Annotated in this window: 25 protein-coding genes; 17 read left to right on the top strand and 8 right to left on the bottom strand. The window is 68.0% G+C overall.

Going from position 1 to position 22,838, the window contains the following annotated elements; genetic code table 11:
- Positions 1-35: 35 nt before the first annotated feature.
- Positions 36-848 (top strand): HAD family hydrolase, encoded by an 813-nt coding sequence (locus BLV94_RS22050; protein WP_072939011.1) that lies wholly within the window; start codon positions 36-38, stop codon positions 846-848.
- Positions 849-899: 51 nt separating this feature from the next.
- Here BLV94_RS22050 and BLV94_RS22045 read toward each other — a convergent pair whose 3' ends face one another.
- The 5 genes from BLV94_RS22045 to fadD3 are packed head-to-tail and all read right to left on the bottom strand — an operon-like array spanning position 900 to position 6,488.
- Positions 900-1,949: an acyl-CoA dehydrogenase family protein gene (locus BLV94_RS22045; protein WP_072939009.1), complete on the bottom strand. Its 1,050-nt coding sequence runs from the start codon at positions 1,947-1,949 to the stop codon at positions 900-902.
- Positions 1,946-2,914, bottom strand: coding sequence for an acyl-CoA dehydrogenase family protein (locus BLV94_RS22040; protein WP_072939006.1), 969 nt, complete (start codon positions 2,912-2,914; stop codon positions 1,946-1,948). The genes BLV94_RS22045 and BLV94_RS22040 overlap by 4 nt, the downstream gene beginning before the upstream one ends.
- Complete coding sequence (locus tag BLV94_RS22035) at positions 2,911-4,071, bottom strand: acyl-CoA dehydrogenase family protein (RefSeq protein ID WP_072939003.1); 1,161 nt, start codon at positions 4,069-4,071, stop codon at positions 2,911-2,913. Before BLV94_RS22035 ends, BLV94_RS22040 begins: the two co-directional genes overlap by 4 nt.
- Complete coding sequence (locus BLV94_RS22030; RefSeq protein ID WP_072939001.1) at positions 4,072-4,944, bottom strand: enoyl-CoA hydratase; 873 nt, start codon at positions 4,942-4,944, stop codon at positions 4,072-4,074.
- Positions 4,941-6,488 (bottom strand): 3-[(3aS,4S,7aS)-7a-methyl-1,5-dioxo-octahydro-1H-inden-4-yl]propanoyl:CoA ligase, encoded by a 1,548-nt coding sequence (gene fadD3 / locus BLV94_RS22025; protein WP_072938999.1) that lies wholly within the window; start codon positions 6,486-6,488, stop codon positions 4,941-4,943. The genes BLV94_RS22030 and fadD3 overlap by 4 nt, the downstream gene beginning before the upstream one ends.
- Positions 6,489-6,536: 48 nt before the next feature.
- On the opposite strand from fadD3, the gene BLV94_RS22020 reads away from it, so the two are divergent.
- The 15 genes from BLV94_RS22020 to BLV94_RS21955 all read left to right on the top strand — a co-directional run bounded on the left by BLV94_RS22020 (position 6,537) and on the right by BLV94_RS21955 (position 19,282).
- The gene (locus BLV94_RS22020) at positions 6,537-7,757 is read left to right on the top strand and encodes an acyl-CoA dehydrogenase family protein (RefSeq protein ID WP_072938997.1); all 1,221 of its coding nucleotides are present in this window, start codon (positions 6,537-6,539) and stop codon (positions 7,755-7,757) included.
- Positions 7,754-8,557 (top strand): SDR family oxidoreductase, encoded by an 804-nt coding sequence (locus tag BLV94_RS22015; RefSeq protein WP_072938995.1) that lies wholly within the window; start codon positions 7,754-7,756, stop codon positions 8,555-8,557. The genes BLV94_RS22020 and BLV94_RS22015 overlap by 4 nt, the downstream gene beginning before the upstream one ends.
- A gap of 91 nt (positions 8,558-8,648) precedes the next feature.
- Positions 8,649-9,260 carry a TetR/AcrR family transcriptional regulator gene (locus BLV94_RS22010; RefSeq protein ID WP_072938993.1) on the top strand — a complete coding sequence of 204 codons (612 nt, stop codon included), beginning with the start codon at positions 8,649-8,651 and terminating at the stop codon, positions 9,258-9,260.
- A 13-nt stretch (positions 9,261-9,273) separates the two neighbouring features.
- Positions 9,274-10,422 carry an acetyl-CoA C-acetyltransferase gene (locus BLV94_RS22005; RefSeq protein WP_072938991.1) on the top strand — a complete coding sequence of 383 codons (1,149 nt, stop codon included), beginning with the start codon at positions 9,274-9,276 and terminating at the stop codon, positions 10,420-10,422.
- 91 nt (positions 10,423-10,513) lie between these two features.
- A complete protein-coding gene (locus tag BLV94_RS22000) occupies positions 10,514-10,843 on the top strand; it encodes a hydrogenase maturation nickel metallochaperone HypA/HybF (RefSeq protein ID WP_072938989.1) in 330 nt (109 codons plus the stop codon).
- Positions 10,844-10,848: 5 nt separating this feature from the next.
- Positions 10,849-11,652, top strand: a complete 804-nt coding sequence (hypB, locus tag BLV94_RS21995; protein WP_072938987.1) for a hydrogenase nickel incorporation protein HypB — start codon at positions 10,849-10,851, stop codon at positions 11,650-11,652.
- A gap of 160 nt (positions 11,653-11,812) precedes the next feature.
- Entirely contained in the window at positions 11,813-12,868 is a 1,056-nt protein-coding gene (locus tag BLV94_RS21990) for an NADH-quinone oxidoreductase subunit B family protein (RefSeq protein ID WP_072938985.1), read from the top strand.
- Between the two features lie 57 nt (positions 12,869-12,925).
- Positions 12,926-14,719 carry a nickel-dependent hydrogenase large subunit gene (locus tag BLV94_RS21985; protein WP_072938983.1) on the top strand — a complete coding sequence of 598 codons (1,794 nt, stop codon included), beginning with the start codon at positions 12,926-12,928 and terminating at the stop codon, positions 14,717-14,719.
- 10 nt (positions 14,720-14,729) lie between these two features.
- Positions 14,730-15,686, top strand: coding sequence for a NifU family protein (locus BLV94_RS21980; RefSeq protein WP_072938981.1), 957 nt, complete (start codon positions 14,730-14,732; stop codon positions 15,684-15,686).
- Positions 15,686-16,330 carry a DUF5947 family protein gene (locus BLV94_RS21975; protein WP_072938979.1) on the top strand — a complete coding sequence of 215 codons (645 nt, stop codon included), beginning with the start codon at positions 15,686-15,688 and terminating at the stop codon, positions 16,328-16,330. The genes BLV94_RS21980 and BLV94_RS21975 overlap by 1 nt, the downstream gene beginning before the upstream one ends.
- Positions 16,327-16,974, top strand: coding sequence for a DUF6084 family protein (locus tag BLV94_RS21970; protein WP_072938976.1), 648 nt, complete (start codon positions 16,327-16,329; stop codon positions 16,972-16,974). The genes BLV94_RS21975 and BLV94_RS21970 overlap by 4 nt, the downstream gene beginning before the upstream one ends.
- Complete coding sequence (locus BLV94_RS21965) at positions 16,971-18,395, top strand: hypothetical protein (RefSeq protein ID WP_072938973.1); 1,425 nt, start codon at positions 16,971-16,973, stop codon at positions 18,393-18,395. The genes BLV94_RS21970 and BLV94_RS21965 overlap by 4 nt, the downstream gene beginning before the upstream one ends.
- A complete protein-coding gene (locus tag BLV94_RS52135; protein WP_371851542.1) occupies positions 18,392-18,511 on the top strand; it encodes a DUF6893 family small protein in 120 nt (39 codons plus the stop codon). Before BLV94_RS21965 ends, BLV94_RS52135 begins: the two co-directional genes overlap by 4 nt.
- Positions 18,512-18,517: 6 nt before the next feature.
- Entirely contained in the window at positions 18,518-19,024 is a 507-nt protein-coding gene (locus BLV94_RS21960) for a hydrogenase maturation protease (RefSeq protein WP_072938970.1), read from the top strand.
- A gap of 3 nt (positions 19,025-19,027) precedes the next feature.
- A complete protein-coding gene (locus tag BLV94_RS21955) occupies positions 19,028-19,282 on the top strand; it encodes a HypC/HybG/HupF family hydrogenase formation chaperone (protein ID WP_072938967.1) in 255 nt (84 codons plus the stop codon).
- On the opposite strand, the gene BLV94_RS21950 is transcribed toward BLV94_RS21955, so the two are convergent.
- Together BLV94_RS21950 and BLV94_RS21945 are read right to left on the bottom strand one after the other, a co-directional pair.
- A complete protein-coding gene (locus tag BLV94_RS21950) occupies positions 19,279-20,073 on the bottom strand; it encodes a hypothetical protein (RefSeq protein WP_072938965.1) in 795 nt (264 codons plus the stop codon). The two genes, BLV94_RS21955 and BLV94_RS21950, sit on opposite strands and share 4 nt — an antisense overlap.
- A gap of 103 nt (positions 20,074-20,176) precedes the next feature.
- Positions 20,177-21,154: an NAD-dependent epimerase/dehydratase family protein gene (locus BLV94_RS21945; protein ID WP_072938962.1), complete on the bottom strand. Its 978-nt coding sequence runs from the start codon at positions 21,152-21,154 to the stop codon at positions 20,177-20,179.
- 35 nt (positions 21,155-21,189) lie between these two features.
- Here BLV94_RS21945 and BLV94_RS21940 point away from each other — a divergent pair, with 35 nt between their 5' ends.
- Positions 21,190-21,837 (top strand): ScbR family autoregulator-binding transcription factor, encoded by a 648-nt coding sequence (locus tag BLV94_RS21940; RefSeq protein WP_072939534.1) that lies wholly within the window; start codon positions 21,190-21,192, stop codon positions 21,835-21,837.
- Here BLV94_RS21940 and BLV94_RS21935 read toward each other — a convergent pair.
- The gene (locus BLV94_RS21935) at positions 21,834-22,784 is read right to left on the bottom strand and encodes a ScbA/BarX family gamma-butyrolactone biosynthesis protein (protein ID WP_072938959.1); all 951 of its coding nucleotides are present in this window, start codon (positions 22,782-22,784) and stop codon (positions 21,834-21,836) included. The two genes, BLV94_RS21940 and BLV94_RS21935, sit on opposite strands and share 4 nt — an antisense overlap.
- Positions 22,785-22,838 lie beyond the last annotated feature (54 nt).

Below are 22,838 nucleotides of genomic sequence, written 5' to 3'. Positions count from 1 at the left end.
TGAGGGGTACATGCGCCGCCTGGCATCATGCGGAGGTGACCCGAATTCGGCTATTGGCGACGGACCTCGACGGCACCCTGCTGCGATCGGACCGCACGATCTCCCCGCGCACCGCGCAGGCGATGGAGGATGCCCGACGGTCGGGGGTCGAGGTGGTGTGGGCCACGGCCCGCGCCCGGCATTCGGTGCACGAACTCGCGCAGTCGTGCGGATTCCGCGGCAAGGCGATCTGCGCGAACGGTGCGGTCGTCCTCGACCTGGCCGACGGCACCCCGGTGATCACGGCGACGACGACCATCGCGATGGCGTCGGCCGCCGCGGCAATGGACCGGGTGCGGACGCTGATGCCCGGTGTCGTATTCGCGAACATCGGCCCGACGCGCTTCGTCGCCGAACCGGCGTACGCGGCACTGTGCGAGTTCGCCGACCACCACCGGCATCCGCACGAGATGATGCTGTCGGAACTGCTGCCCGATATCGACGAGCCGATGGTGAAGATCGTCGCCCGGCACCCCGAGGTTCCCAGCGCGGACCTGTACCGCGCGGCGGTGGCCGCCGGCGTCGACGGCGTCGAACTGACGCACTCCGGTGCGCCGTACGTCGAGATGGCGGCGTCCGGTGTGTCCAAGGCGAGTGCGCTCGCCGAACTGTGCGCCGTCGACGGGATCTCGACGGACGAGGTCGCCGTCGCCGGGGACGCCATCAACGACGTCCCGATGCTGACATGGGCGGGCACGGCGCTGTGCCCGTCCAACGCGCTGCCCGAAGTTCTCGCCCTCGCCGACCACGTCCTGCCCAGCAACGACGAGGACGGGGTCGCCAGCTACCTGGAGGGGCTGCGCCCGTGAGTGGTTGACGAGTGCAGAGACTCGTGAACCACGCACGGGCGGCGGAGCCGCCTAGAGTCCGGCGGCGGTAGCGAGCTCGGCGAGGTAGTCGCGCGGCTGCCCGAAGAGCTGCGCGCTCCCGTGCGCGCGTTTGAAGTACAACTGCGCGTCGTGCTCCCAGGTGATGGCGATGCCGCCGTGCAGCTGGATGGCCTCGGCCGCGACGTTCTGAAGCGCCTCCGAGCAGTACACCTTCGCGACGACGGCATCGTCGTGCGTCCCCGACAGCGCCGCCGCGTACGACATCGACCGGGCCGTCTCGACGAGCGCGTACATGTCGGCCATGCGGTGTTTCAGTGCCTGGAAGGATCCGATGGCGCGCCCGAACTGCTTGCGCGACTTCGCATATTCGACCGTCTGTTCCAGCGCCGCGGACGCCGCGCCGACCTGTTCCGCCGACAGCGCGACCAGCGCGACGGTGCGCAACTGGTCGACGAGGTCGGTGGGGGAGACGAGCCTACGCGCCGCGACGCCGTCGAACACGACCTCCGACAGCGCGCGCGTCGGGTCCATCGCCGGGACGCGACGACGCGTCACGCCGTCCGCCGCCGGGTCGACCTCGAACAGGCCTTCGGATGTAAGAACCAGCAGCACGTCCGCGACGTCACCGCCGAGCACGTACGACGCCGTCCCCGACAGCGTCTCGCCCGATGCGGTGACCCCGAAACCGGACCAGCCGTCCGGGCCCGCCCAGCACAGCGCGGCCACCGAACCCGCCGCGATGCCGGGGAGCAGCCGGGCGCACGCGTCGTCGTCCCCCGACAACACCAGCGCCTGCGCGGCCAGCACGGCGCTGCCGAGCATCGGCGACGGCGTCAGCGTGCGGCCCAGTTCTTCCTGCACCACATGGACTTCCAGCAGCGACGCCCCGACGCCGTCGTACTTCTCCGGGATGGCGAGCGCGGCGACACCGATCTGCTCGCACAATCTGGACCACAGCGCGTCGTCGTAGCCGTGCCCGGTGGTGATCGCCCGGCGGACGGCGGCGGAGTCGGAGTGCTTGCCGAGCAGGTCCCGGACCGACGACCGGAGCGCGGCGCGTTCCTCGTTGTCGAAACTCATGATGCCTCCACGAGCGAGTCGACGACACGACCGCGGTGGAACGCCGGCGTGCCCCAGGCGGTGATCAGTGCCCGGACCTTGGTGAGCCACAGCGACAGGTCGTGCTCCTGGGTGTACCCGATGGCGCCGTGTACCTGCAGCGCCGCCCGCGCGGCCCGGTACGCGGCATCTCCGCACGCCACCTTCGCGGCCGACACGTCCCGGGAACTGTCTGCGGAGCCGTCCCGCACGGCCAGCGCCGCACCGTGCAGAAGCGGCCGCGACATCTCCAGCCCGACAGCCACTTCCGCCAGGTGATGTTTGATGGCCTGGAACTGTCCGATCGGCTTGCCGAACTGCTTGCGCTGCTTGGCGTAGTCGGTGGTGACGTCGAGCAGGGTCTGGCCGAGTCCCTGCAGTTGGGCCGCGGTCGCGAGGGCGCCGAGGTCGAACGCGGGTGCGAAGTCCACGTCACCGAGGGTCTCGCCGGCGGTCAGCGGGAACAGCCGCCGAGACTGATCCACCGAGTTCTGCACCGCACCGGCCTGTCCGAGAGACAGGGTGGCACCGTCGACGAGCAGGACCAGATCGGCCGAGTCCGCGTCCACCGCGAACGGCACGTGCGGGCCGGCGGCGACTGTGGCGAGCAAACCGGAAGCCAACGCCGACAGCCGGTCCGATGACACCTGCGCGAGCAGCGCCGGCGCGACGGCGACGGTCTCGGCCACCGGGCCGGGGACCGCGTGGCGTCCGAGTTGTTCGACGGCCACCGCGAGGTCGACGGCGTCGGCGCCGAGGCCGTCGTGTTCCTCGGACACCAGCAATCCGTTCACGCCCGTCTCGGCGAGGCGCTGCCACACCTTCAGGCCGGGGCCGGTGTCGCCGGTGTTCCACGACCGGATCACCGCCGGCATGTCGGCCTTCGACAGCAGTGCGTCGATGCTGGACGCGAAGTCCTGATGGGAGGAGTCGAGTGTGAATCTCATCGATCCGCCTTCGGTAGGCCGAGCAGGCGCTCGGCGATCACGTTCTTCTGAATCTCGTTGGTGCCGGCGTAGATCGGGCCGGACAGGGAGAACAGGTAGCCGTCCGTCCAGTTGTCGGCGAGCTCCGCCGAGGCGCCCTGCAGCTCGAGCGCAGTCTCGTGCGTGGTGATGTCCCACTCCGACCAGAACACCTTGTTGATCGACGACTCGGCCCCGAGTTGGCCGCCGTCCGCGAGCCGGGTGACGGTGCCGAACGTGTTCAGCTGGTACGCGCGGGCACCGATCCAGGCGTCGGCGACCCGGTCGCGCAGCGCGGTGTCGTCGGTGCGTCCGGAGGTCTCGAACAGCGCGACCAGCCGGTCCACCGTGGCAAGGAACCGTCCCGGGCTGCGCAGCGACAGTCCGCGCTCGTTGGACGCGGTGCTCATCGCGACCCGCCAGCCCTCGTTCACACCGCCGATCACTCCTGACTCGCCGGGGTTCGCGGGGTCGTCCGGCACGAAGACGTCCTCGAGGAAGATTTCCGCGAACCCGGGTTCGCCGTCCAGCTGGTCGATCGGGCGGACGGTGACACCCTGCGACCGCAGGTCGAACATGAAGTACGTGATGCCCTTGTGCCGCTGGGCGTCCGGGTCGGACCGGAACAGCCCGAAACCCCAGTCAGCAAAGCTCGCGCGGGAGCTCCACGTCTTCTGCCCGTTCAGCACCCAGCCGCCGTCGACACGGCGGGCGGTGGAGCGGAGCGACGCGAGGTCACTGCCCGACTCCGGTTCCGACCAGGCCTGCGCCCAGATGTCGTCGGCGCGGGCCATCCGCGGCATGATGCGGGCCAGCTGCTCGGCGTTCGCGTGCTCGAACAGCGTCGGGGCGAGCAGGAAGATGCCGTTCTGGCTGACGCGTCCGGGTGCACCGGAGCGGTAGTACTCCTCCTCGAACACCACCCATTCCAGCAGCGACGCGTCGCGTCCGCCCAGTTCCTCCGGCCACGACACCACGGACAGCCGGGCGTCGGCGAGAGTGCGTTCCCACGCGCGGTGCGCCTCGAAACCCTCCGCGGTGTCCATCGACGGTAGCGGCTCGGCGGGAACGTTGTCGCGCAGAAAGGTTCGCACCTCCTCGCGGAAGGCGACGGTGGCGTCGTCGAACTCGAGATCCACTTACTTGGCTCCTTCGTTCGAGTTGCGGGCGCTGGCGGCCATCGACTTGGCGTCCATGCCGCCGAGCGGATCGGTGTCGATCTCCGCGTTGTGCGCGTGCGCGAAGTGGTGGAGGCCGAAGACGGAGTCCATGCCGTTCCGCATGCCCATCTGGTCTTCGCACTGGTTGACGGCCTTCTTGGTGAGCGCGAGACCGAACCGGGGCATCGCGGCGATGCGGCCGGCGATCGCCAGGGTCTCCGTCTCGAGGTCCTCGCGCGGCACGACGCGGTTGACCATGCCCACCTCGTACGCGCGCTGCGCGGTGAACCGGTCGCCGGTGAAGAGGATTTCCTTCGCAAACCGCGGTCCGAGCATCCACGGGTGCGCGAAGTACTCGACTCCGGGGATGCCCATACGTACGACCGGATCGGAGAAGAAGGCGTCGTCCGACGCGACGATCAGGTCGCACACCCACGCCAGCATCAGGCCGCCGGCGATGCAGGCGCCCTGGATCATCGCGATGGTCGGCTTCGGGATCTCGCGCCAGCGACGGCACATCCCGAGATACACCTCCATCTCGCGGGCGTAGCGCTGGTCGCCGCCGGGCTTGTCGACGTGGTCCCACCACATCACGGCCTTGTTGTCGTAATGGACGTGATGGTCGCGGCCCGGGGTGCCGATGTCGTGCCCGGCGCTGAAGTGCTTGCCGTTGCCTGCGAGGACGATCACCTTCACGTCGTCGTCCTCGACGGCCCGCTCGAACGCGGCGTCGAGCGCGTACGTCATCACCGAGTTCTGGGCGTTGCGGTAGTCGGGGCGGTTGAGCGTCACGAATGCGACACCGTCGCGCACGTCGTAGGTGACGACGTCACCCTCGTCCGGAACCGTCATTTCTTCTCCTCACGCAGAACGTTTTTCATGACCTTCCCGGAGGGGTTCCGGGGGAGGGAGTCGACGAAGCGCACCGAGCGGGGCACCTTGAAGTTGGCGAGGCGTTCCTTGCAGAACGCGATCACGTCGGCCTCGGCGAGCGCGGTACCCGCCTTCGCCACGACGAACGCGCGCCCGACCTCGCCCATCCGCTGGTCGGGAACACCGATGACGGCAGACTCCGCGACACCGTCGAGCCTGGCAAGGGCGTTCTCCACCTCAGCGGGATACACATTGAACCCGCCGGAGATGTACATGTCCTTGAGACGGTCGGTGATGTCGACGTATCCGCGGTCGTCGAGGGTGCCGACGTCGCCGGTGTGCAGCCAGCCGTCGGCGTCGATGGTCTTGGCGGTGGCTTCGGGGTCGTCGAGGTAACCGAGCATCACGTTCTCGCCGCGCACCAGGATCTCGCCGTGATCGCCGATCCGGACCTCCATCCCGGGGATCGCGCGACCGGACGTGGTCGAGACGGTCACCGGGTCGTCGTCGGTCCGGCACATGGTGACCACCACGGCCTCGGTCTGGCCGTAGGCGGTGAGGACGGCGTCGAAGCTGAGTTCCGACTGCATGCGTTCCACCAGGGCGACGGGCACCGCGGCCGCGCCCGTGATCGCGACCCGCAGGCTGGACAGGTCGTACTTCGGGCGGTCGGGGTGGTCGAGGATCGACTGGAAGATCGTGGGGGCGCCGGGCAGCACCGTGATCTGCTCGTCGTGCACGGTCGCCATCACCTTGGGGACGTCGAACACGGCCATCGGCACGACGGTGACCCCGTTCAGCAGGCACACCAGGAACCCGGCCTTGTAGCCGAAGGTGTGGAAGAACGGGTTGATGATGAGGTAGTTGTCGTCCGACGTCACCTCCGCGCACTCACCCCACGCCCGGGCGATGCCCACCGACTGCCGGTGCGCGCTCATCACCCCCTTGCTCCGGCCCGTGGTGCCCGACGTGAACATGACGTCGGAGACGTCGTCGGGGGAGACGGCGGCCGCGCGGGCGTCGGCCTCGGCGCGGGTGTCCTCGTCGGCGAGGGCGAGGAAGTCGTCGAAGTCGACGACACCCGGGGTCGGGGTGTCGCCGCCGTCGACAGGTACGCGGACGACCGTCGGCAGGTCGAGGGTGCTCGACTCGTCGCGCAGCGACGCGTACCGGTCGGTGCCGAGGAAGTTGCCCGCGACGACGAGTGCGGTCGTCTTGGTGCGCTCGAGGATGTCGAGGGTCTCCGGTGCGGTGTACCGGGTGTTGATCGGGACGAGCGTCGCGCCGGCGTAGTGGATGCCGAGCGCGGCGACCACCCAGTGATACGTGTTGGGCGACCACACCGCGACGTGGTCGCCGGGCCGCACGTCCTGCGAGCAGAGTGCGGCGGCGAAATCGCGGACACGGTCGTGCAGTTGTGTGAAGGTCAGACGGACGTCGCCGTCGGACACCGCCGGAAGCTCGCCGTATGCACGCGCGGCGTGGATGACGGCGGACGGGATGGTTCTCGGATGTTCGGTCACTGGGCTCCCTACCTACCTAGCAAGTGCTTGGTAGGTTATCTTACAGACGTGGACCAGAGCGAGAGCCCGGACGGGCTGATCACCGACGACGACTTCGCCGAGAGCGTCAGAACGTGGCTGAAAAACAATCTGACCGGCGACTTCGCCCGGCTGAAGGGCAAGGGCGGCCCCGGTAGCGAGCACGAGTTCTTCGAGGAACGGCTCGCCTGGGACCGGCACCTGGCGGCCGCCGGATGGACGTGCCTCGGCTGGCCGAAGGAATACGGCGGGCGCGGAGCGACGCTGGCTCAGCAGGTCGTGTTCCACGAGGAATACGCGAAGGCAGGGGCACCGGCACGCGTCAGTCACGTCGGCGAGGAATTGCTCGGACCGACGCTCATCGCGTTCGGCACCGAGGAGCAGAAACGACGCTTCCTGCCGGGGATCAACACCGTCACCGAACTGTGGGCGCAGGGCTACTCCGAGCCCGGTGCCGGCTCCGACCTCGCCAACGTCGCGACCACCGCACGACTCGACGGCGACAAGTGGGTGATCAACGGCCAGAAGGTGTGGACGTCGCTCGCGCGCGTCGCGCAGTGGGCGTTCGTGCTGTGCCGCACGGAACCCGGGTCGAAGCGGCACCAGGGGCTGAGCTTCCTGCTCGTGCCTCTGGACCAGCCCGGCGTCACCGTCCGGCCCATCCAGCAACTCACCGGCACGTCCGAGTTCAACGAGGTGTTCTTCGACGACGCCGTCACCGACGCCGATCTGGTGGTCGGGGAACCCGGCGACGGCTGGCGGGTCGCGATGGGGCTGCTCACCTTCGAACGCGGCGTGTCCACGCTCGGGCAGCAGATCGGATTCGCCCGCGAACTGCAGGGCGTCGTCGACCTCGCGAAAACCACCGGCGCAGCGTCCGACCCGAACATTCGCGAGAAGATCGCCCGCGCCTGGGTGGGGCTGCGCGTGATGCGCGCCCACGCCCTGCGGACCCTCGAGGCCGTCGACGCCGGAACGTCCGGGCCCGAGGCGTCCGTCGCGAAACTGCTGTGGGCCAACTGGCACCGCGACCTCGGACAGCTGGCGATGGAGGTGCAGGGTGCGTCGTCGCTCCTCGCCCCCGTCGACCCGACGTCCGACATCACCGATCCCGAACATCTCGAACTCGGCGGATGGCAGCGGCTGTTCCTGTTCACCCGCGCCGACACCATCTATGGCGGATCCAACGAGATCCAGCGCAACATCATCTCCGAGCGCGTGCTCGGACTCCCCCGAGAGGCACGACCGTGACAAAACCCGCACCGCTCGCCACCGCACCCTTCGAGACGCCGGGCCACGACCTGCTGAAAGGAAAGAAGGTCGTCGTCACCGCCGCCGCGGGCACCGGCATCGGCTACGCGTCCGCGCATCGTGCCCTGCTCGAGGGCGCCGACGTCCTGGTGTCGGACTGGCACGAACGACGGCTCCGCGAGACCCAGGAGAAGCTCGCCGCCGAGTTTCCCGGGCAGGCCGTCGAGGCGCTGACGTGCGACGTGTCGAGTACCGAACAGGTGGACGCCCTGATCGCCGGGGCGGCCGACGCCCTCGGCCGGATCGACGTCCTCGTCAACAATGCCGGACTCGGCGGTGAGACGCCGCTCGTCGACATGACCGACGAGGAGTGGGACCGCGTCCTCGACATCACCCTGAACGGGACATTCCGCGCCACCCGCGCGGCGCTGCGCTACTTCAAGGGCGTCGAGCACAACGGAGTGCTCGTCAACAACGCGTCCGTCCTCGGCTGGCGGGCGCAGCACTCGCAGGCCCACTACGCGGCGGCGAAGGCCGGCGTCATGGCCCTCACTCGGTGCAGCGCGATCGAGGCCGCCGAATACGGGGTCCGGATCAACGCCGTCGCACCGTCCATCGCGCGGCACGCCTTCCTCGCCAAGGTCACCAGCGAGGAACTCCTCGACAAACTGGCATCCGACGAGGCCTTCGGCCGCGCCGCTGAGGTGTGGGAAATCGCCGCCACCATCGCCATGCTGGCCAGCGACTACACCACCTACCTCACTGGCGAGGTCGTGTCGATCTCGTCGCAGAGGGCGTAGCCGCCCCGTGCGCCTTTTTGGTAGCTCCGACAACCAGAAAGGCGCACGGGGCCGGAGGCCCTAGCAAGCGCTTGGTTGATAGGATGTGACGATGACCCCACCCCTCGACGACACGACCGGCAAGACCGGACGCAGGGCCGAACTCCTCGACATCGCGGCCACCCTCTTCGCCGAACGCGGCCTGCGGGCCACCACCGTGCGCGACATCGCCGACGCCGCGGGCATCCTGTCGGGCAGCCTGTACCACCACTTCGACTCCAAGGAGTCGATGGTCGACGAAATCCTACGGGGCTTCCTCGACGACCTGTTCGGCAAGTACCGCGAGATCGTCGCATCCGGACTCGACAGTCGCGCGACCCTCGAAGCGCTGGTCACTACGTCCTACGAGGCGATCGACGCGTCGCATTCGGCGGTCGCGATCTACCAGGACGAGGTGAAGCATCTCGTCGCCAACGAGCGCTTCACGTACCTGTCCGAACTGAACACCGAATTCCGCGACCTATGGATGGGTGTGCTCGAGGCGGGGGTGAAGGACGGCAGCTTCCGGGCCGACATCGACGTCGAACTCGCCTTCCGTTTCCTCCGCGACACCGCCTGGGTCGCCGTCCGCTGGTACCGCCCCGGCGGTTCCGTCACGGTCGACACCGTGGCCAAGCAATACCTCTCGATCGTCCTGGACGGACTCGCGAGTCCCCAACACTGACTAGGAGTTTCACATGACCGAGGCCTACATCGTCGACGCCGTTCGCACCCCGATCGGCAAGAAGAACGGTGGCCTGTCCGGCGTGCATCCCGCCGACCTGGGTGCGCACGTCATCAAGGCCGTCGTCGAGCGCACGGGCATCGACCCGGCCGGTGTCGACGACGTCGTCTTCGGTTGTGTCGACGCGATCGGCGGACAGGCAGGCAACATCGCCCGCACCGCGTGGCTCGCCGCCGGCTACCCGGAAGAGGTCCCGGGGGTCACGGTCGACCGGCAGTGCGGGTCGAGCCAGCAGGCCGTCCACTTCGGTGCGCAGGCGATCCTCAGCGGCACCGCCGACCTGATCGTCGCGGGCGGTGTGCAGAACATGAGCCAGATCCCGATCGCGTCGGCGATGGTGGTCGGGCAGCAGTACGGATTCGACACCCCGTTCGGCGGATCGACGGGCTGGGCCGAGCGCTACGGCGACCAGGAGGTGTCGCAGTTCCACGGCGCCGAACTGATCGCGGACAAGTGGGACATCAGCCGCGAGGCACTCGAACGCTGGGCGCTGCAGAGCCACGAGCGGGCGCGGACCGCCATCGCCGAGGGTCGCTTCGACCGCGAGATCGTGCCGGTGGGCGACTTCACCACGGACGAGGGTCCGCGCGAGACCAGCCTCGAGAAGATGGCCGCCCTGAAGACCCTCACCGACGGCGGACGTCTCACGGCTGCGGTCGCGAGCCAGATCTCCGACGGTGCGAGCGCGGTGCTGCTGGCCTCACCGGAAGCGGTCGAGCGGTACGGCCTGACGCCCCGCGCCCGCATCCACCACCTCAGCGCCCGCGGCGCCGACCCGATCTTCATGCTCAGCGCGCCGATCCCCGCGACCCGCTACGCGCTGGAGAAGACCGGCCTGAGCATCGACGACATCGACCTGGTCGAGATCAACGAGGCCTTCGCGCCGGTGGTCCTCGCGTGGCTCGCGGAGATCGGCGCCGACCCGGCGAAGGTCAACGTCAACGGCGGCGCGATCGCCCTCGGCCACCCACTCGGCGCGACCGGCACCAAGCTGATGGCGACGCTCCTCAACGAACTCGAACGCACCGGCGGCCGCTACGGTCTGCAGACCATCTGCGAAGGCGGTGGCACCGCGAACGTCACCATCATCGAACGCCTGTGAGTACTTGTTAACCGCCCGCGGTTAACAAGTACTCACGGGTGCGAAGCGCTACGCTCGAACAGGATAGTGACGAGTCCTGAACGGGGCCGTGATGCACGAATTGGCAATCACCCAGAGCGTCGTCGACGCCGTCTGCGAGACCGCTGCGGGACGGACGGTCCACAGCGTGCGGGTGCAGGTGGGGGCGCTGACTGCGGTGGTCGCCGATTCGATGCAGTTCTGTTTCGAACTGGTCACCGAAGGGACCGTCGCGCACGGTGCCCGTCTCGACATCGACCACACGCCGGGCGGTGCGCACTGCCGTGAATGCGGCGACGACTTCGTGCTCACGGACCTGGTGTTGCTGTGCCCGTGCGGAAGTGCGGACGTGGAGGTCACGTCGGGTCGGGAACTACGAATCCTCTCGATGGAAGTGAGCTGACGCAAATGTGTGCCACCTGTGGATGCGGAGACGAGACGGGGACCAGGATCACGGTGCCCCACGAGCACCCCCACGACCACGAGCACCCGCACGACCACGAGCACCCGCACGAGCACACTCACGAACACCCCCACGACCACGAGCACGCACACACTCACGAGCACACGACCGAGACGGTCACCCTCGAACAGAAGGTGCTGGCGAAGAACGACCTCACGGCCGAGCGCAACCGGGGCTGGCTGGCGGGGCGCGGGGTGCTCGCCCTCAATGTGATGAGTTCGCCCGGGTCCGGGAAGACGACGCTGCTCGAACGCACCATCGCCGACATCGGTGGGCAGCGTCGGGTCTCGGTGGTGGAGGGCGACCAGGAGACGATGCTCGACGCCAACCGCATCAAGGCGACGGGATGTGCTGTGGTGCAGGTGAACACGGGCGCCGGGTGTCATCTCGACGCCGAGATGATGCGGGACGCGCTGACCGCCCTGGACCCCGAGCCGAATTCGCTGCTGTTCATCGAGAACGTGGGGAATCTCGTCTGTCCGGCACTGTTCGATCTCGGTGAGAAGAGCCGGGTGGTGGTGATCTCGGTGACCGAGGGGACGGACAAGCCGCTGAAGTATCCGCACATGTTCGCGGCGGCGAACCTGGTGATCGTGAACAAGGCGGACCTGTTGCCGTACGTGGACTTCGACGTCGACCTCTGCACGAAGTACGCCCGGTCGGTAAACCCGGACCTGCAGATGATCACATTGTCGGCGACGACCGGTCAGGGCATTCGGCAGTGGTACGACTGGATCGCGAAGCAATGAAGCCACTACACGACGGGGCCGGACGACGCGGCGCGACGCGCCGGGGACCGTTGACATCCGCTCGGCGGCGGAGCTAAATAAATATCAGCGCCACGCAGGTGGGCCGACGGTCGACTCCGGTGGCGACAGGAGTTGTGTTCACTCCGGAAAGCGACCTGATATGCCGACACAGGAAGCAATCAACGCCGAGGACACCCTGATTCACGTGCTGTGGATCAATGCGGGACTCAGTTGCGACGGCGATTCGGTGGCCTTGACGGCTGCGACGCAGCCCAGTGTCGAGGAGATTGCCCTGGGGGCCCTGCCGGGCCTGCCCAAAGTGGCCGTGCACTGGCCGCTGATCGACTTCGACAACGGTCCGGAGGGCGGCGCCAACGACTTCCTGGAATGGTTCTGGAAGGCGGACCGCGGCGAACTCGAACCCTTCGTGCTGGTGGTGGAGGGTTCCATCCCGAACGAGCAACTTCACGACGAGGGTTACTGGTGCGGCTTCGGCAACAATCCCGAGACCGGTCAGCCGGTGACGACGAGTGAGTGGCTCGATCGTCTGGCTCCGAAGGCGACGGCGATCGTCGCGGCGGGCACGTGCGCGACGTACGGCGGCATCCACGCGATGGCGGGCAACCCGACCGGGGCGATGGGTGTTCCCGATTATCTCGGCTGGGACTGGAAGTCGAAGGCGGGCATTCCGATCGTCTGCGTTCCCGGTTGCCCGATCCAGCCGGACAATCTGTCGGAGACGTTGACGTATCTCCTCTACATGGCCACCGAGCAGGCGCCCATGATTCCGCTCGACGACGCGCTGCGTCCGCAATGGCTGTTCGGCGCCACGGTGCACGAGGGCTGCGACCGCGCCGGCTACTACGAGCAGGGTGATTTCGCCACCGAGTACGGCTCACCGAAGTGCATCGTGAAGCTGGGGTGCTGGGGTCCTGTCGTCAAGTGCAACGTCCCGAAGCGGGGCTGGATCAACGGTGTGGGTGGGTGCCCGAATGTGGGTGGTATCTGCATCGGGTGCACGATGCCGGGCTTCCCGGACAAGTTCATGCCGTTCATGGACGAACCGCCGGGCGGCAAACTCTCCACTACGGCGTCCGGACTGTACGGATCCGCCATTCGCAGTTTGCGCAAGATCACCAAGAACACGTTGGACAAAGAGCCGCACTGGCGCAGTCGCGGTACGAAACTGACCACGGGCGCGACACGCACCTGGTAGTCCCGCTCGGGGTCTCGGGCGGTGGTCCGCCGGCCTCGAACACTGAGAGGTACGTCGATGACAACGATCATTCCGGAACCTTCGCACAAGTCGGAATCCGACGGCCTGGTCGAGATGGCGTGGGATCCGATCACGCGCATCGTGGGTAGCCTGGGCATCTATACGAAGATCGACTTCAAGCAGAAGGAAGTCGTGGAGTGCCACAGCACTTCGTCGATCTTCCGCGGCTATTCGATTTTCATGAAGGGTAAGGACCCCCGAGACGCCCACTTCATCACGAGCCGGATCTGCGGCATCTGCGGTGACAACCACGCGACGTGTTCGTGCTACACCCAGAACATGGCCTACGGTGTGAAGCCCCCGAACATCGGCGAGTGGATCGTCAACCTCGGCGAGGCCGCGGAATACATGTTCGATCACAACATCTTTCAGGAGAACCTCGTCGGTGTGGACTTCTGCGAGAAGATGGTCTCCGAGACGAATCCGGGGGTGCTGGCGCAGGCCGAGAAGACCGAGGCGCCGCACGCCGGGGAGCACGGCTACAAGACCATCGCCGACATCATGCGGTCGCTGAACCCGTTCACCGGTGAGTTCTACCGGGAGGCGTTGCAGGTCAGCCGGTGGACCCGAGAGATGTTCTGTCTCATGGAGGGTCGGCACGTGCACCCGTCCACCCTGTACCCGGGTGGTGTGGGAACGGTCGCGACGATTCAGCTGATGACCGACTACACGACGCGTCTGATGCGCTACGTGGAGTTCATGAAGAAGGTCGTCCCCATGCACGACGACCTGTTCGACTTCTTCTACGAGGCGATGCCCGGCTACGAGAAGGTCGGCCTGCGCCGGACCCTCCTCGGCTGCTGGGGGTCGTTCCAGGATCCCGCGGTGTGCAACTTCTCCTACAAGGACATGGAGAAGTGGGGTCGGGCGATGTTCGTGACGCCTGGCGTCGTGGTGGACGGAAAGCTGGTCACGACGTCGCTCGTCGACATCAACCTCGGTATCCGAATCCTGTTGGGCAGTTCGTATTACGACGACTGGACCGACCAGGAGATGTTCGTGAGGAACGATCCGCTCGGGAACCAGGTCGACCGCAGGCATCCGTGGAACCAGCACACCAACCCGCACCCGCAGAAACGCGACATGGAGGACAAGTACAGCTGGGTGATGTCGCCGCGCTGGTTCGACGGCACCGACCACCTCGCGCTGGACACCGGCGGCGGGCCACTGGCCCGGCTCTGGAGTACCGCCCTCGCGGGCCTCGTCGACATCGGGTACGTGCAGTCGACCGGTCACAGCGTGAAGATCAACCTGCCGAAGACCGCGCTGAAGGGCCCGGTCGAGTTCGAATGGAAGATCCCGCAGTACGGCAGCAACACGATCGAGCGGGACCGGGCGCGGACCTACTTCCAGGCCTACGCGGCGGCGTGCGCGCTGCACTTCGCGGAGCAGGCGCTCGCCGAGATCCGGGCCGGGCACACGAAGACCTGGGAGAAGTTCGACGTCCCCGACGAGGGGATCGGCTGCGGCTTCACGGAGGCGGTGCGCGGAGTCCTGTCGCACCACATGGTGATTCGCGACGGCAAGATCGCGAACTATCACCCGTATCCGCCGACGCCGTGGAACGCCAACCCCCGCGACAGCTTCGGTACACCGGGGCCGTACGAGGACGCGGTGCAGGGCCAGCCGATCTTCGAGGAGAACGACCGGGAGCACTTCAAGGGCATCGACATCATGCGGACCGTCCGCAGTTTCGACCCCTGCCTGCCGTGCGGTGTGCACATGTATCTCGGTGAGGGAAAGACGCTGGAGAAGCTGCATTCGCCCACCCAGTCCGTGACCGGCGAGTGACGGGGTACGCATGGAGAGTGGCGGATCGGAGACGTGGGGGAGTGACGAAGTAGCAGACGACCCCGATCGGTGGCGGACAGCCGGCGAACGGATCGACAGCCTGTTGGACGCGAGTTCGACAGGTGGCTCGGTGGCCCGCGAGCGCGCCGAGCAATTGGTCCGGGAGGTGGTCGAACTCTACGGCGCCGGGTTGCAGCGTGTCCTCGACATCATCGGTGACCGCGACGACGACCTCGTAGAACGTCTCGCCGCCGACGAACTCGTGGCCAGCCTGCTCCTCGTGAACGGACTCCATCCGCACGATGTCGAGACGAGGGTTGCCTCCGCACTCGACAGCGTGCGCCCCTACCTGGGCTCCCACGGCGGTGACGTGGAATTGCTCGGCGTGGTGGACGGTGTGGTGCGGTTGCGGCTGACCGGCAGTTGTCAGAGCTGCCCGTCGTCTGCGGTGACGTTGGAACTCGCCGTCAAGGACGCCGTGCTGGCGGCCGCGCCGGAGACCGTGGACATCGAGGTGGTGGGCGCCACCCCGGCCGCCGGTTCCGGGCTGATCGCCGCGGAATCGCTGTTCTCCCATGTTCATCCGAACGGATTGGACGGGTCGAGCGGCACCGGGACGTGGGTGTCGGTGCCCGAACTCGAGGAACTGACACCCGGGGAGGTGGCCGGGTTCTCCGTCGCCGGGCTGCCGATCCTGGTGTGCCGGATCGGGGAGCAGTTGTTCGCCTACCGCGACCGGTGCGCCGCCTGCACCCACTCGCTGGCCGGGGCCACGCTGCAACGGAAGGCGGGCGGTCAGGTGGGGGACGCGGTGCTGCGCTGCCCGTCGTGCCGGGCGCATTTCGACCCGCGTCGCGCGGGCCTGCGCCTGGACGGCGACGCGGACGCCGAAACGCTCTCGCCGCTCCCGGTCCTCGTGCGCGACGGCGTCGTCTCCGTGGCCGTGCCCGCCGCGGAGGTGGCGTGATGAGCCCGTCGGGGAACGGGCTGCGCATTCTGCAGCGCATCGCGTCCGAGCGGCCCAAACCGGTGGTCGGGGAACGGTGCGACATGTGCGCCGTGCCGATCGCCGACGCCCACCAGCACGTCGTGAACGTGCAGGACCGGCAACTGATGTGCGTGTGCCGCGGGTGCTACCTGCTGTTCACCGACGAAAACGCCGAACTGCGCTTCCGGGCCGTGCCGGAACGCTACCTGTCGTTTCCGAACTTCGAACTCGCCCCCGGTCGCTGGGACGAACTGGAGATCCCCGTCGGGCTCGCGTTCGTGTTCCGGAATTCGCTGCTGGCCAAGACCGTCGCGTTCTATCCCGGTCCGGCGGGCGCGACCGAATCGGAACTGCCCCTCGACGCCTGGGACGGTGTGCTCGCGGTGAACCCCGCGCTCGGCCGGCTGTCCGCCGACACGGAAGCCCTGTTGCTGCGGGTCCCCGAACACGGCGAGGGCGACCCCGAGTGCTACCTCGTACCCATCGACGCCTGCTACCAGTTGGTGGGGCAGTTGCGGCAGGTGTGGCGGGGATTCGACGGCGGCCAGGACGCACGGCGGGTCATCGACACGTTCTTCGACGACGTGCGGGCGCGCAGTCGCGTCGCGAAGGAGCCGACGTGACCGAGTTGACGTTCCGTGTGGCGGACGTGTTTCCGGAACCGTTCGCGGTTGCGCCGAATCTGACTGCGCGGGTGGAGGTGACGGAGTCCAGCGATGCTGTCGTGCATGCGATGGCCGTCCGCTGCCAGGTCCGCATCGACCCGCAACGCCGCCGGTACACGGACGGCGAGGCGGAGGGCCTCCTCGATCTGTTCGGGCCCCGCGAGCGGTGGACGGCCACGCTGAAGCCGTTCCAGTGGATGCAGACCAGCACCGTGGCCCAGGGGTTCACCGGGTCGAGCGTGGTGGAGTTGCCGCTGCCGTGCACGTACGACTTCGAGGTGACAGTCTCGAAGTACCTGCACGCCCTGGATGAGGCCGGGTCGACGGTGCCGCTGGTGTTCCTGTTCAGCGGAACGGTCTTCACGCGCGGGGTCGCCGGGTTCGGCGTGGAACGGATCCCGTGGGACCGCGAATCGACGTACGACCTGCCGGTGGCGGTGTGGCGCGAACTCGTCCAGGCGCACTACCCGAATACGGGCTGGGTGCGCCTCGATCACGACACGCTGGCGGCACTGGCGAAATACAAGGCGGCGCACGGACTGCTCGGACTGGACGTCGCCATCGCAAACCTGCTGCAGGGAGCCGGGGAGGTGATCGCATGATCTCCCCGGCGTCCCTGCAGCGAGTACGGGCCGTGGCCGACGCGGTCCTCTACGAGGGCTACCTGCTGTATCCGTATCGTGCGAGTTCGTCGAAGAACCAATCCCGGTGGCAGTTCGGCGTCCTCGGACCGCCGGGTGCGGCGGAATCGGGAGTCGGCGAGGAACCGCGCCTGTCCTGTCAGACGCTGATGCGCCCCCGTCGGGGTCAGCGGTCCGGCGTGTCGGTGACCGTCCGGTTCCTGCAACTGCAGGTGCGTGAGGTGGAGAAGGCCGCGGGGTCCGGGTTCGAGCCGGTCGGGGAACTCACCGTCGCCGGCCGCAGCTGGCTGTCGTGGGACGAGGCGGTGGAACGCGAGATCGATCTGGGCGCGGTGTTCCCGGCCGAGGAGCTCGAGGACTGCCGGCTCGACGTGGACGTCGAGGGGGGAGTGGACGTCGAGGAGTTGCGCGAGGACGACGGCACCCTCGCCGGGCGCGTGGTGCGGACCAGGTGGCCGCTGCGCGCCGTCGTCCGCGTCGGCAGCGACCGGCACGACGGACTGGACCTACTGCGGGTGTCGATCGAGAACGTGAAGATCGACGCGATCGGCACGTGGTCGAAGGATTCGGCCATCAGGCACTCGCTGATCGGGGCGCACCTGATGTTGGCTGCGGAGGACGCCGAGTTCGTCTCGCTGCTCGAGCCGCCCGACGACGCCGCGCCGCTCGCGTCGACCTGCCATCAGGAACGCTGCTACCCCGTGCTGGCCGGGCTGCCGGGGGAGACGGACCTCGTCCTGGTGTCGCCGATCATCCTGTACGACCACCCGGAGGTGGCCGAGCAGAGCGACGGCGCCCTGTTCGACGCCACCGAGATCGACGAGATCCTCACCCTGCGGGTCATGACGCTCACCGAGGAGGAGAAGCGTCAGGCGCGCGCCACCGACCCGCTCGCCGCCCAGATCATCGACCGCTGCGAGCAGATGTCGCCGGCGACGCTCGCCCAGATGCACGGCGTCCTGCGAAACCCGCATTTCCCGAGCCGCGACATCCCGGAGCAAGGTAACGCCGAGCGCGGCCTCCCCGACATGGGTCTCGTCCCGGAACTGACCGACGACGTGCCGTGGTGGGATCCGGACGCCGACACCGCCGTGCGCCCCGACATCGACGGTGTGATCGTCAACGGCGTCCGGGTGGCGAAGGGCACCGTCGTGCGGATCCATCCGTCGCGCCGCGCCGACGCCCAGGACCTGTTCTTCGCGGGACAGCTCGCTCGGGTGGTGACCGTGCACGCCGACGTCGACGGTGGCACCCACGTCGGCGTCGTGCTGATGGACGATCCCGCTTCCGAGTTGCACGAGTGGTACGGCAGGTATCTGTACTTCGCCCCGGACGAGGTGGAGCCCGTATCGGCAGACACCGGAAAGGAAGAACAGTCATGAAGATTCTCGGAGAGGCCACCACCGCCGCGCTGGCGTTGCTGGCGGTCGCCGGTGTGGCGGTCGCCGTCTTCTCGCTTCCCGACATCAAGCGGTACCTGCGTATGCGCAAGATGTGAGGCCACGTGACGGACAGGCGGGTGCTGGTTGCCGGTGTGGGCAACATCTTCTTCGGCGACGACGGATTCGGTCCCGAGGTGCTGCGTGGTGTCGCGACGAGGTCGCTGCCGCCGGGAGTCCGGGCCGTCGATTTCGGCATCCGTGGAACACATCTGGCGTACGAACTGCTCGACGGGTGGGGTGCACTCCTGCTGGTCGACGCCGTTCCCGATCGAGGTGAGCCGGGGGCATTGAGGGCGTTCGAGGTGGGACCCGATTCGGTGCCCGCGGCGCCGCTCGACGCGCACAGCATGGATCCGGGGGCGGTGTTCGCCAGTCTCCGCGCGCTTGGCGGAACCCTGCCGCGCGCCGTGGTCCTCGGCTGCCAGGTGGACAACACCGACGAGGGAATCGGGCTGTCACCGCGCGTCGCCGCCGCCGTCGCACCGGCCGTCGACACGGTCTTCGAAATCGTGGACCAACTGCTGGCGCCCCACGCAGCGACGCTGCAACCGGAGAAGACGGAGGGCTGAATCGTGTGTCTCGGAATTCCCGGCCGGGTGGTGCGCATGCTGGAGGGCTACGGCAACCAACTCGCGCTCGTCGACGTCGTCGGCGAACAGCGCAAGGTGAACGTCGGCATGCTGCCCGAGGACGTCAGCCTGGAACCGGGCGACTGGATCGTCATCCACATGGGATTCGCGATGGAGAAGGTGGACGAGGCAGGCGCCGAAAAGGCGATGGCGGGACTGGAGATGATGGGACGCTCGCGGACGGCGGACGAAGACTAGCTCTGCGTTCCGGCGTGGCGGGGGTCCGGCGGTCCGGCGACGAAGTCGCGCGCCCGATTCCAGCGGGCGTGGTAACGCTCCCCGAACCGCGCCTGGGAGCGCGCCAGCCGGCGCGGTCGGGTCCCGTAGCGGCGCACTGCCCACCAGGAATCGGGCTTGGCCAGGCGAATCGCGCCGACGATCGCGACGGGCTGGAACACGATCCCCACGATCCCCGTGACGAACTTGCCCTTGAGCAGGCAGATCAACGAGATGCCGAGTGAGATGAGCAGATAGCCGATCGACGTCCACCACTGGGCGGTGCCGATCTGCCCGCTCACGAGTTCGGCGCCCCCGATCATCAGACCGGTGATCATGAGCGCGCAGAAGATCGCGTCCACCGACTTTCGTCCGGACGTGCTCCAGTACACGTCGTCGAGGTGTACCCACAGAGCGAACTCGTCGAAGGTCAGTGCGAGACCGACCCCGAACAGCGCGGCGAAGACGTTGAGTGCCGTGCCCTCCGGGGTGGTCGCGATCAGTGCCAGCCCCGCCAGCGTCATGAACAGGATCCCGAAAACCTGGTGGTGCAGGTGCACCCCGCCGACGGTGATGTCACCGATCAGACCGCCCCCCGAGTCCGCGGCGTCGTCCGTGGGCTCCGCTCCCGTTTGCGAGCGAATACGGCGGGTGATGATCCGGGTGACCACGAACGTCACCAGAACCGCGATGAACAGCCACATCACGGGATACAGGACCACTATCCGGCTGTCGCCTTCGGTGTCCACGACGATTTCGGCGAGAAGGGCCATCTCGACACTCCGTCAGGTGGGGGAAATCGATCTCTATCCGGGTATACACCCCGACCGCGGACCGCAAACGACGTTCCGCCCACCGACTTCCTGCCGGACCTCGTCACGCCGGGAGACCGGCCAAAGGGCGGTGGCCGAAGGCCGTGCCGGTGGCGGTCAGCAGGCGGGTGGGGTCGTACCAGTGGTCGCGGCCGATCAGATCGAGGTGCCGTTCGGTGAGGCCGTGCCGGGTTCCGGCGGTGACGGCGTCGTCGAAGGTGAGAGAGCTGCCCAGCAGTCGGAGGCGTCCGGAGTCCGCGAGTGCCCGGCCGAGTTCGCGGACGGTGACAGGGTCGGGATGGCAGGCGTGGAACACGTCGCCGGAATGTGCCGGGGCCTGCGCGGCGAGGGTCGCGAGAATCCGGGCGAGGTCGGTCACCGCGACGACCGAGATCCGGGACCGCCCCTCGTCCACCCAGGCGCCCAGCGTCTCGAGGATCCGGATGAATCCGGGGACGAACCAGCGGTCGCCGGGCCCGTGGACGAATCCCGGCCGGACGACGCAGCCGCCCGATGCGAGGACGCGGTGTTCGGCGGTCAGCCTGCTCGCGCTCAGCGCCGAAACGGGTGCGGGCGTGGCGTCGAACTCACCGATACCGCTGTGCGGTCCGGGGCCGTACACGCCGATGGTGCTGACGTAGAGCACCCGGCGGATACCGTTCCGCGCGGCGGCGGCAAGGAGATTCTCGGTGCCGTCGACGTTCACCGCGATGCAGTGCGCCGGGTCGCTGCCGGTGTAGGAGGCGGCGTGGATCACGACGTCGACGCCGGTGAGCGCCCTGCGGAGGCTCACCGGATCGGTCAGATCCGCCTGCGCGGACGGCACGCCCGGAATGTCCTGATCCGACGGTGTGCGCGCGACCGCGGTGCACGCAATCCCGGCCGATACGAGGGCCCGCACGGTGGCGGATCCGATGAAGCCCGTCGCTCCCACGACCGCGACACGCACCGGCGCGGAGGGTGTTCGACCGCGCTCGCTCGCGGTCGACGCTGGTACCGTCTCTCCGGGCAATGGGCGCGTGTTCCGTGCTTTCATCGTCATCGTTCTTCTCTCGTGCGGCAGGGAAAGGTGTGAACGTGGTTCAGCAGGCGCGTGCTGCGGCGACTCGACAGCAGATCGTCCGCGGGGCGGCGGAGATGTTCGAGAAGTCGGGTTTCGAAGGAGCCAGACTCGGCAACATCGTCGAGAACGCCGGAATCACGAAGGGGGCCTTGTACTTCCATTTCCGTTCGAAAGAGGATCTGGCGCGTTTCATCATCGGTGAGCAACACCGGATCTCCATCGCGTCGGTCGAGGCGATCGGCCGCGAGCAGGTGTCGGCGATCGAGCAGATCGTGATGCTCTGTCACGAGATGGCTCGGCAGATCGTGAACGACCCGATTGTGCGAGCCGGTATCCGGATCACCCTCGAACTCAGTGCCGACGACCAGGGCCCCGCGGATCCCTATCTCGACTGGATCAACAGTTGCGAGATGCTCGCCACTCGGGCAGTCGAGCAGGGGGATCTCCGCGCGGACATCGACCCGCCGAGGCTGGCGCGGTTCATCATCGGCGCCTTCACCGGCGTCCAGACCGTCTCCCAGGTGTTGACGCAGCGCACGGACCTCGAACAGCGCGTCGACGACATGTGGGGGTTCCTGCTCCCCGGGATCATGCCCGCGACCCGGCACCAGGACATCGCCCGGATCCGGCGGGCCCGCTGGGTACCGGACGACGCCGACTAGCCGGACGCGCATGCGCTCACCGCGGTAGGTGCGAGCGCCGCGGTTCCGCGCACGACCGCCACACCGCCCTGCCGTATCGACCCGCTGATGGACAACGCGCCGTCGTCCATTACGTCCAGCCGGATCGTGGTCCGTTCGTCGAGTTCGGCGAAACGGTGGAACGTGGCGCCCAGGGACGCGAGATGCGCGTCCGGCAGGCCGAGTCGGGCGCAGGCCGCCTGCCGCATCGCCTCGAGCAGCAGCATCCCGGGAATGTGATCGCACGGATGGTCGAACAGCACGGGGTGCGCGTCGTCGATCCGCAACTCCCACTCGCTCTCGGAGCGTCGCGGACCGAGGACCACGTGCGCGTCGTCGACGTGACCGACCACCCCCGCCGGGACGGGAGCGGGACACCGCGGCGCTCCGATCGCCCGCGGGCCGCGCTCACCCCACCGGGCGCGTGAGTACGCGGCCGGAGGGAAAACTACCGCGTGACCCGTCGCGGAGCCGGCATCCTGTCCGTCGATCCGGAACCGCAGGTCGACGCGGAACGCGGACAGCGCCCCGCCGCGGTACACGTGCTGGGACACGGTGACCTCGACGACCACATCCGCGGCCGCCGCACCCACCGCGAGCGCGCCGGGTACCGCATGCACCTCGAGGTGCTGCATGACGAACCGGTTCGGCAGGGGGACGGAGAAGCGGGTGTGTCCCAGGTAGATGGCGGTCTGCCGGAGCGTTTCCGCCAGCAGCATGGTGTCGTAGTGCCCGTCTCGGGCGCGGTAGAAGCCGTGCAGGCGGGGCCACTGCGCGGCGACGACGAACCGATCCGGCGCAGGCAGCGAGACGCAGTCGGTGAGGAAGACCTCGGCCACGGATTGGCGGTGCACGTACCTGCGGGGCACGGTCCGCTCGAACGACATCGGAGGAAGGGCATCGGGTACCGGACGGGAAATTCGCGCCACAACCCCATCTCCCCACAGAACCGGTCGGCCCGATGCCGCGGACCGCCCGAACTA

The organism is Rhodococcus koreensis, from assembly GCF_900105905.1.
GTDB lineage: Bacteria > Actinomycetota > Actinomycetes > Mycobacteriales > Mycobacteriaceae > Rhodococcus_F > Rhodococcus_F koreensis.
This window is presented reverse-complemented; position numbering and strand designations above follow the sequence as displayed.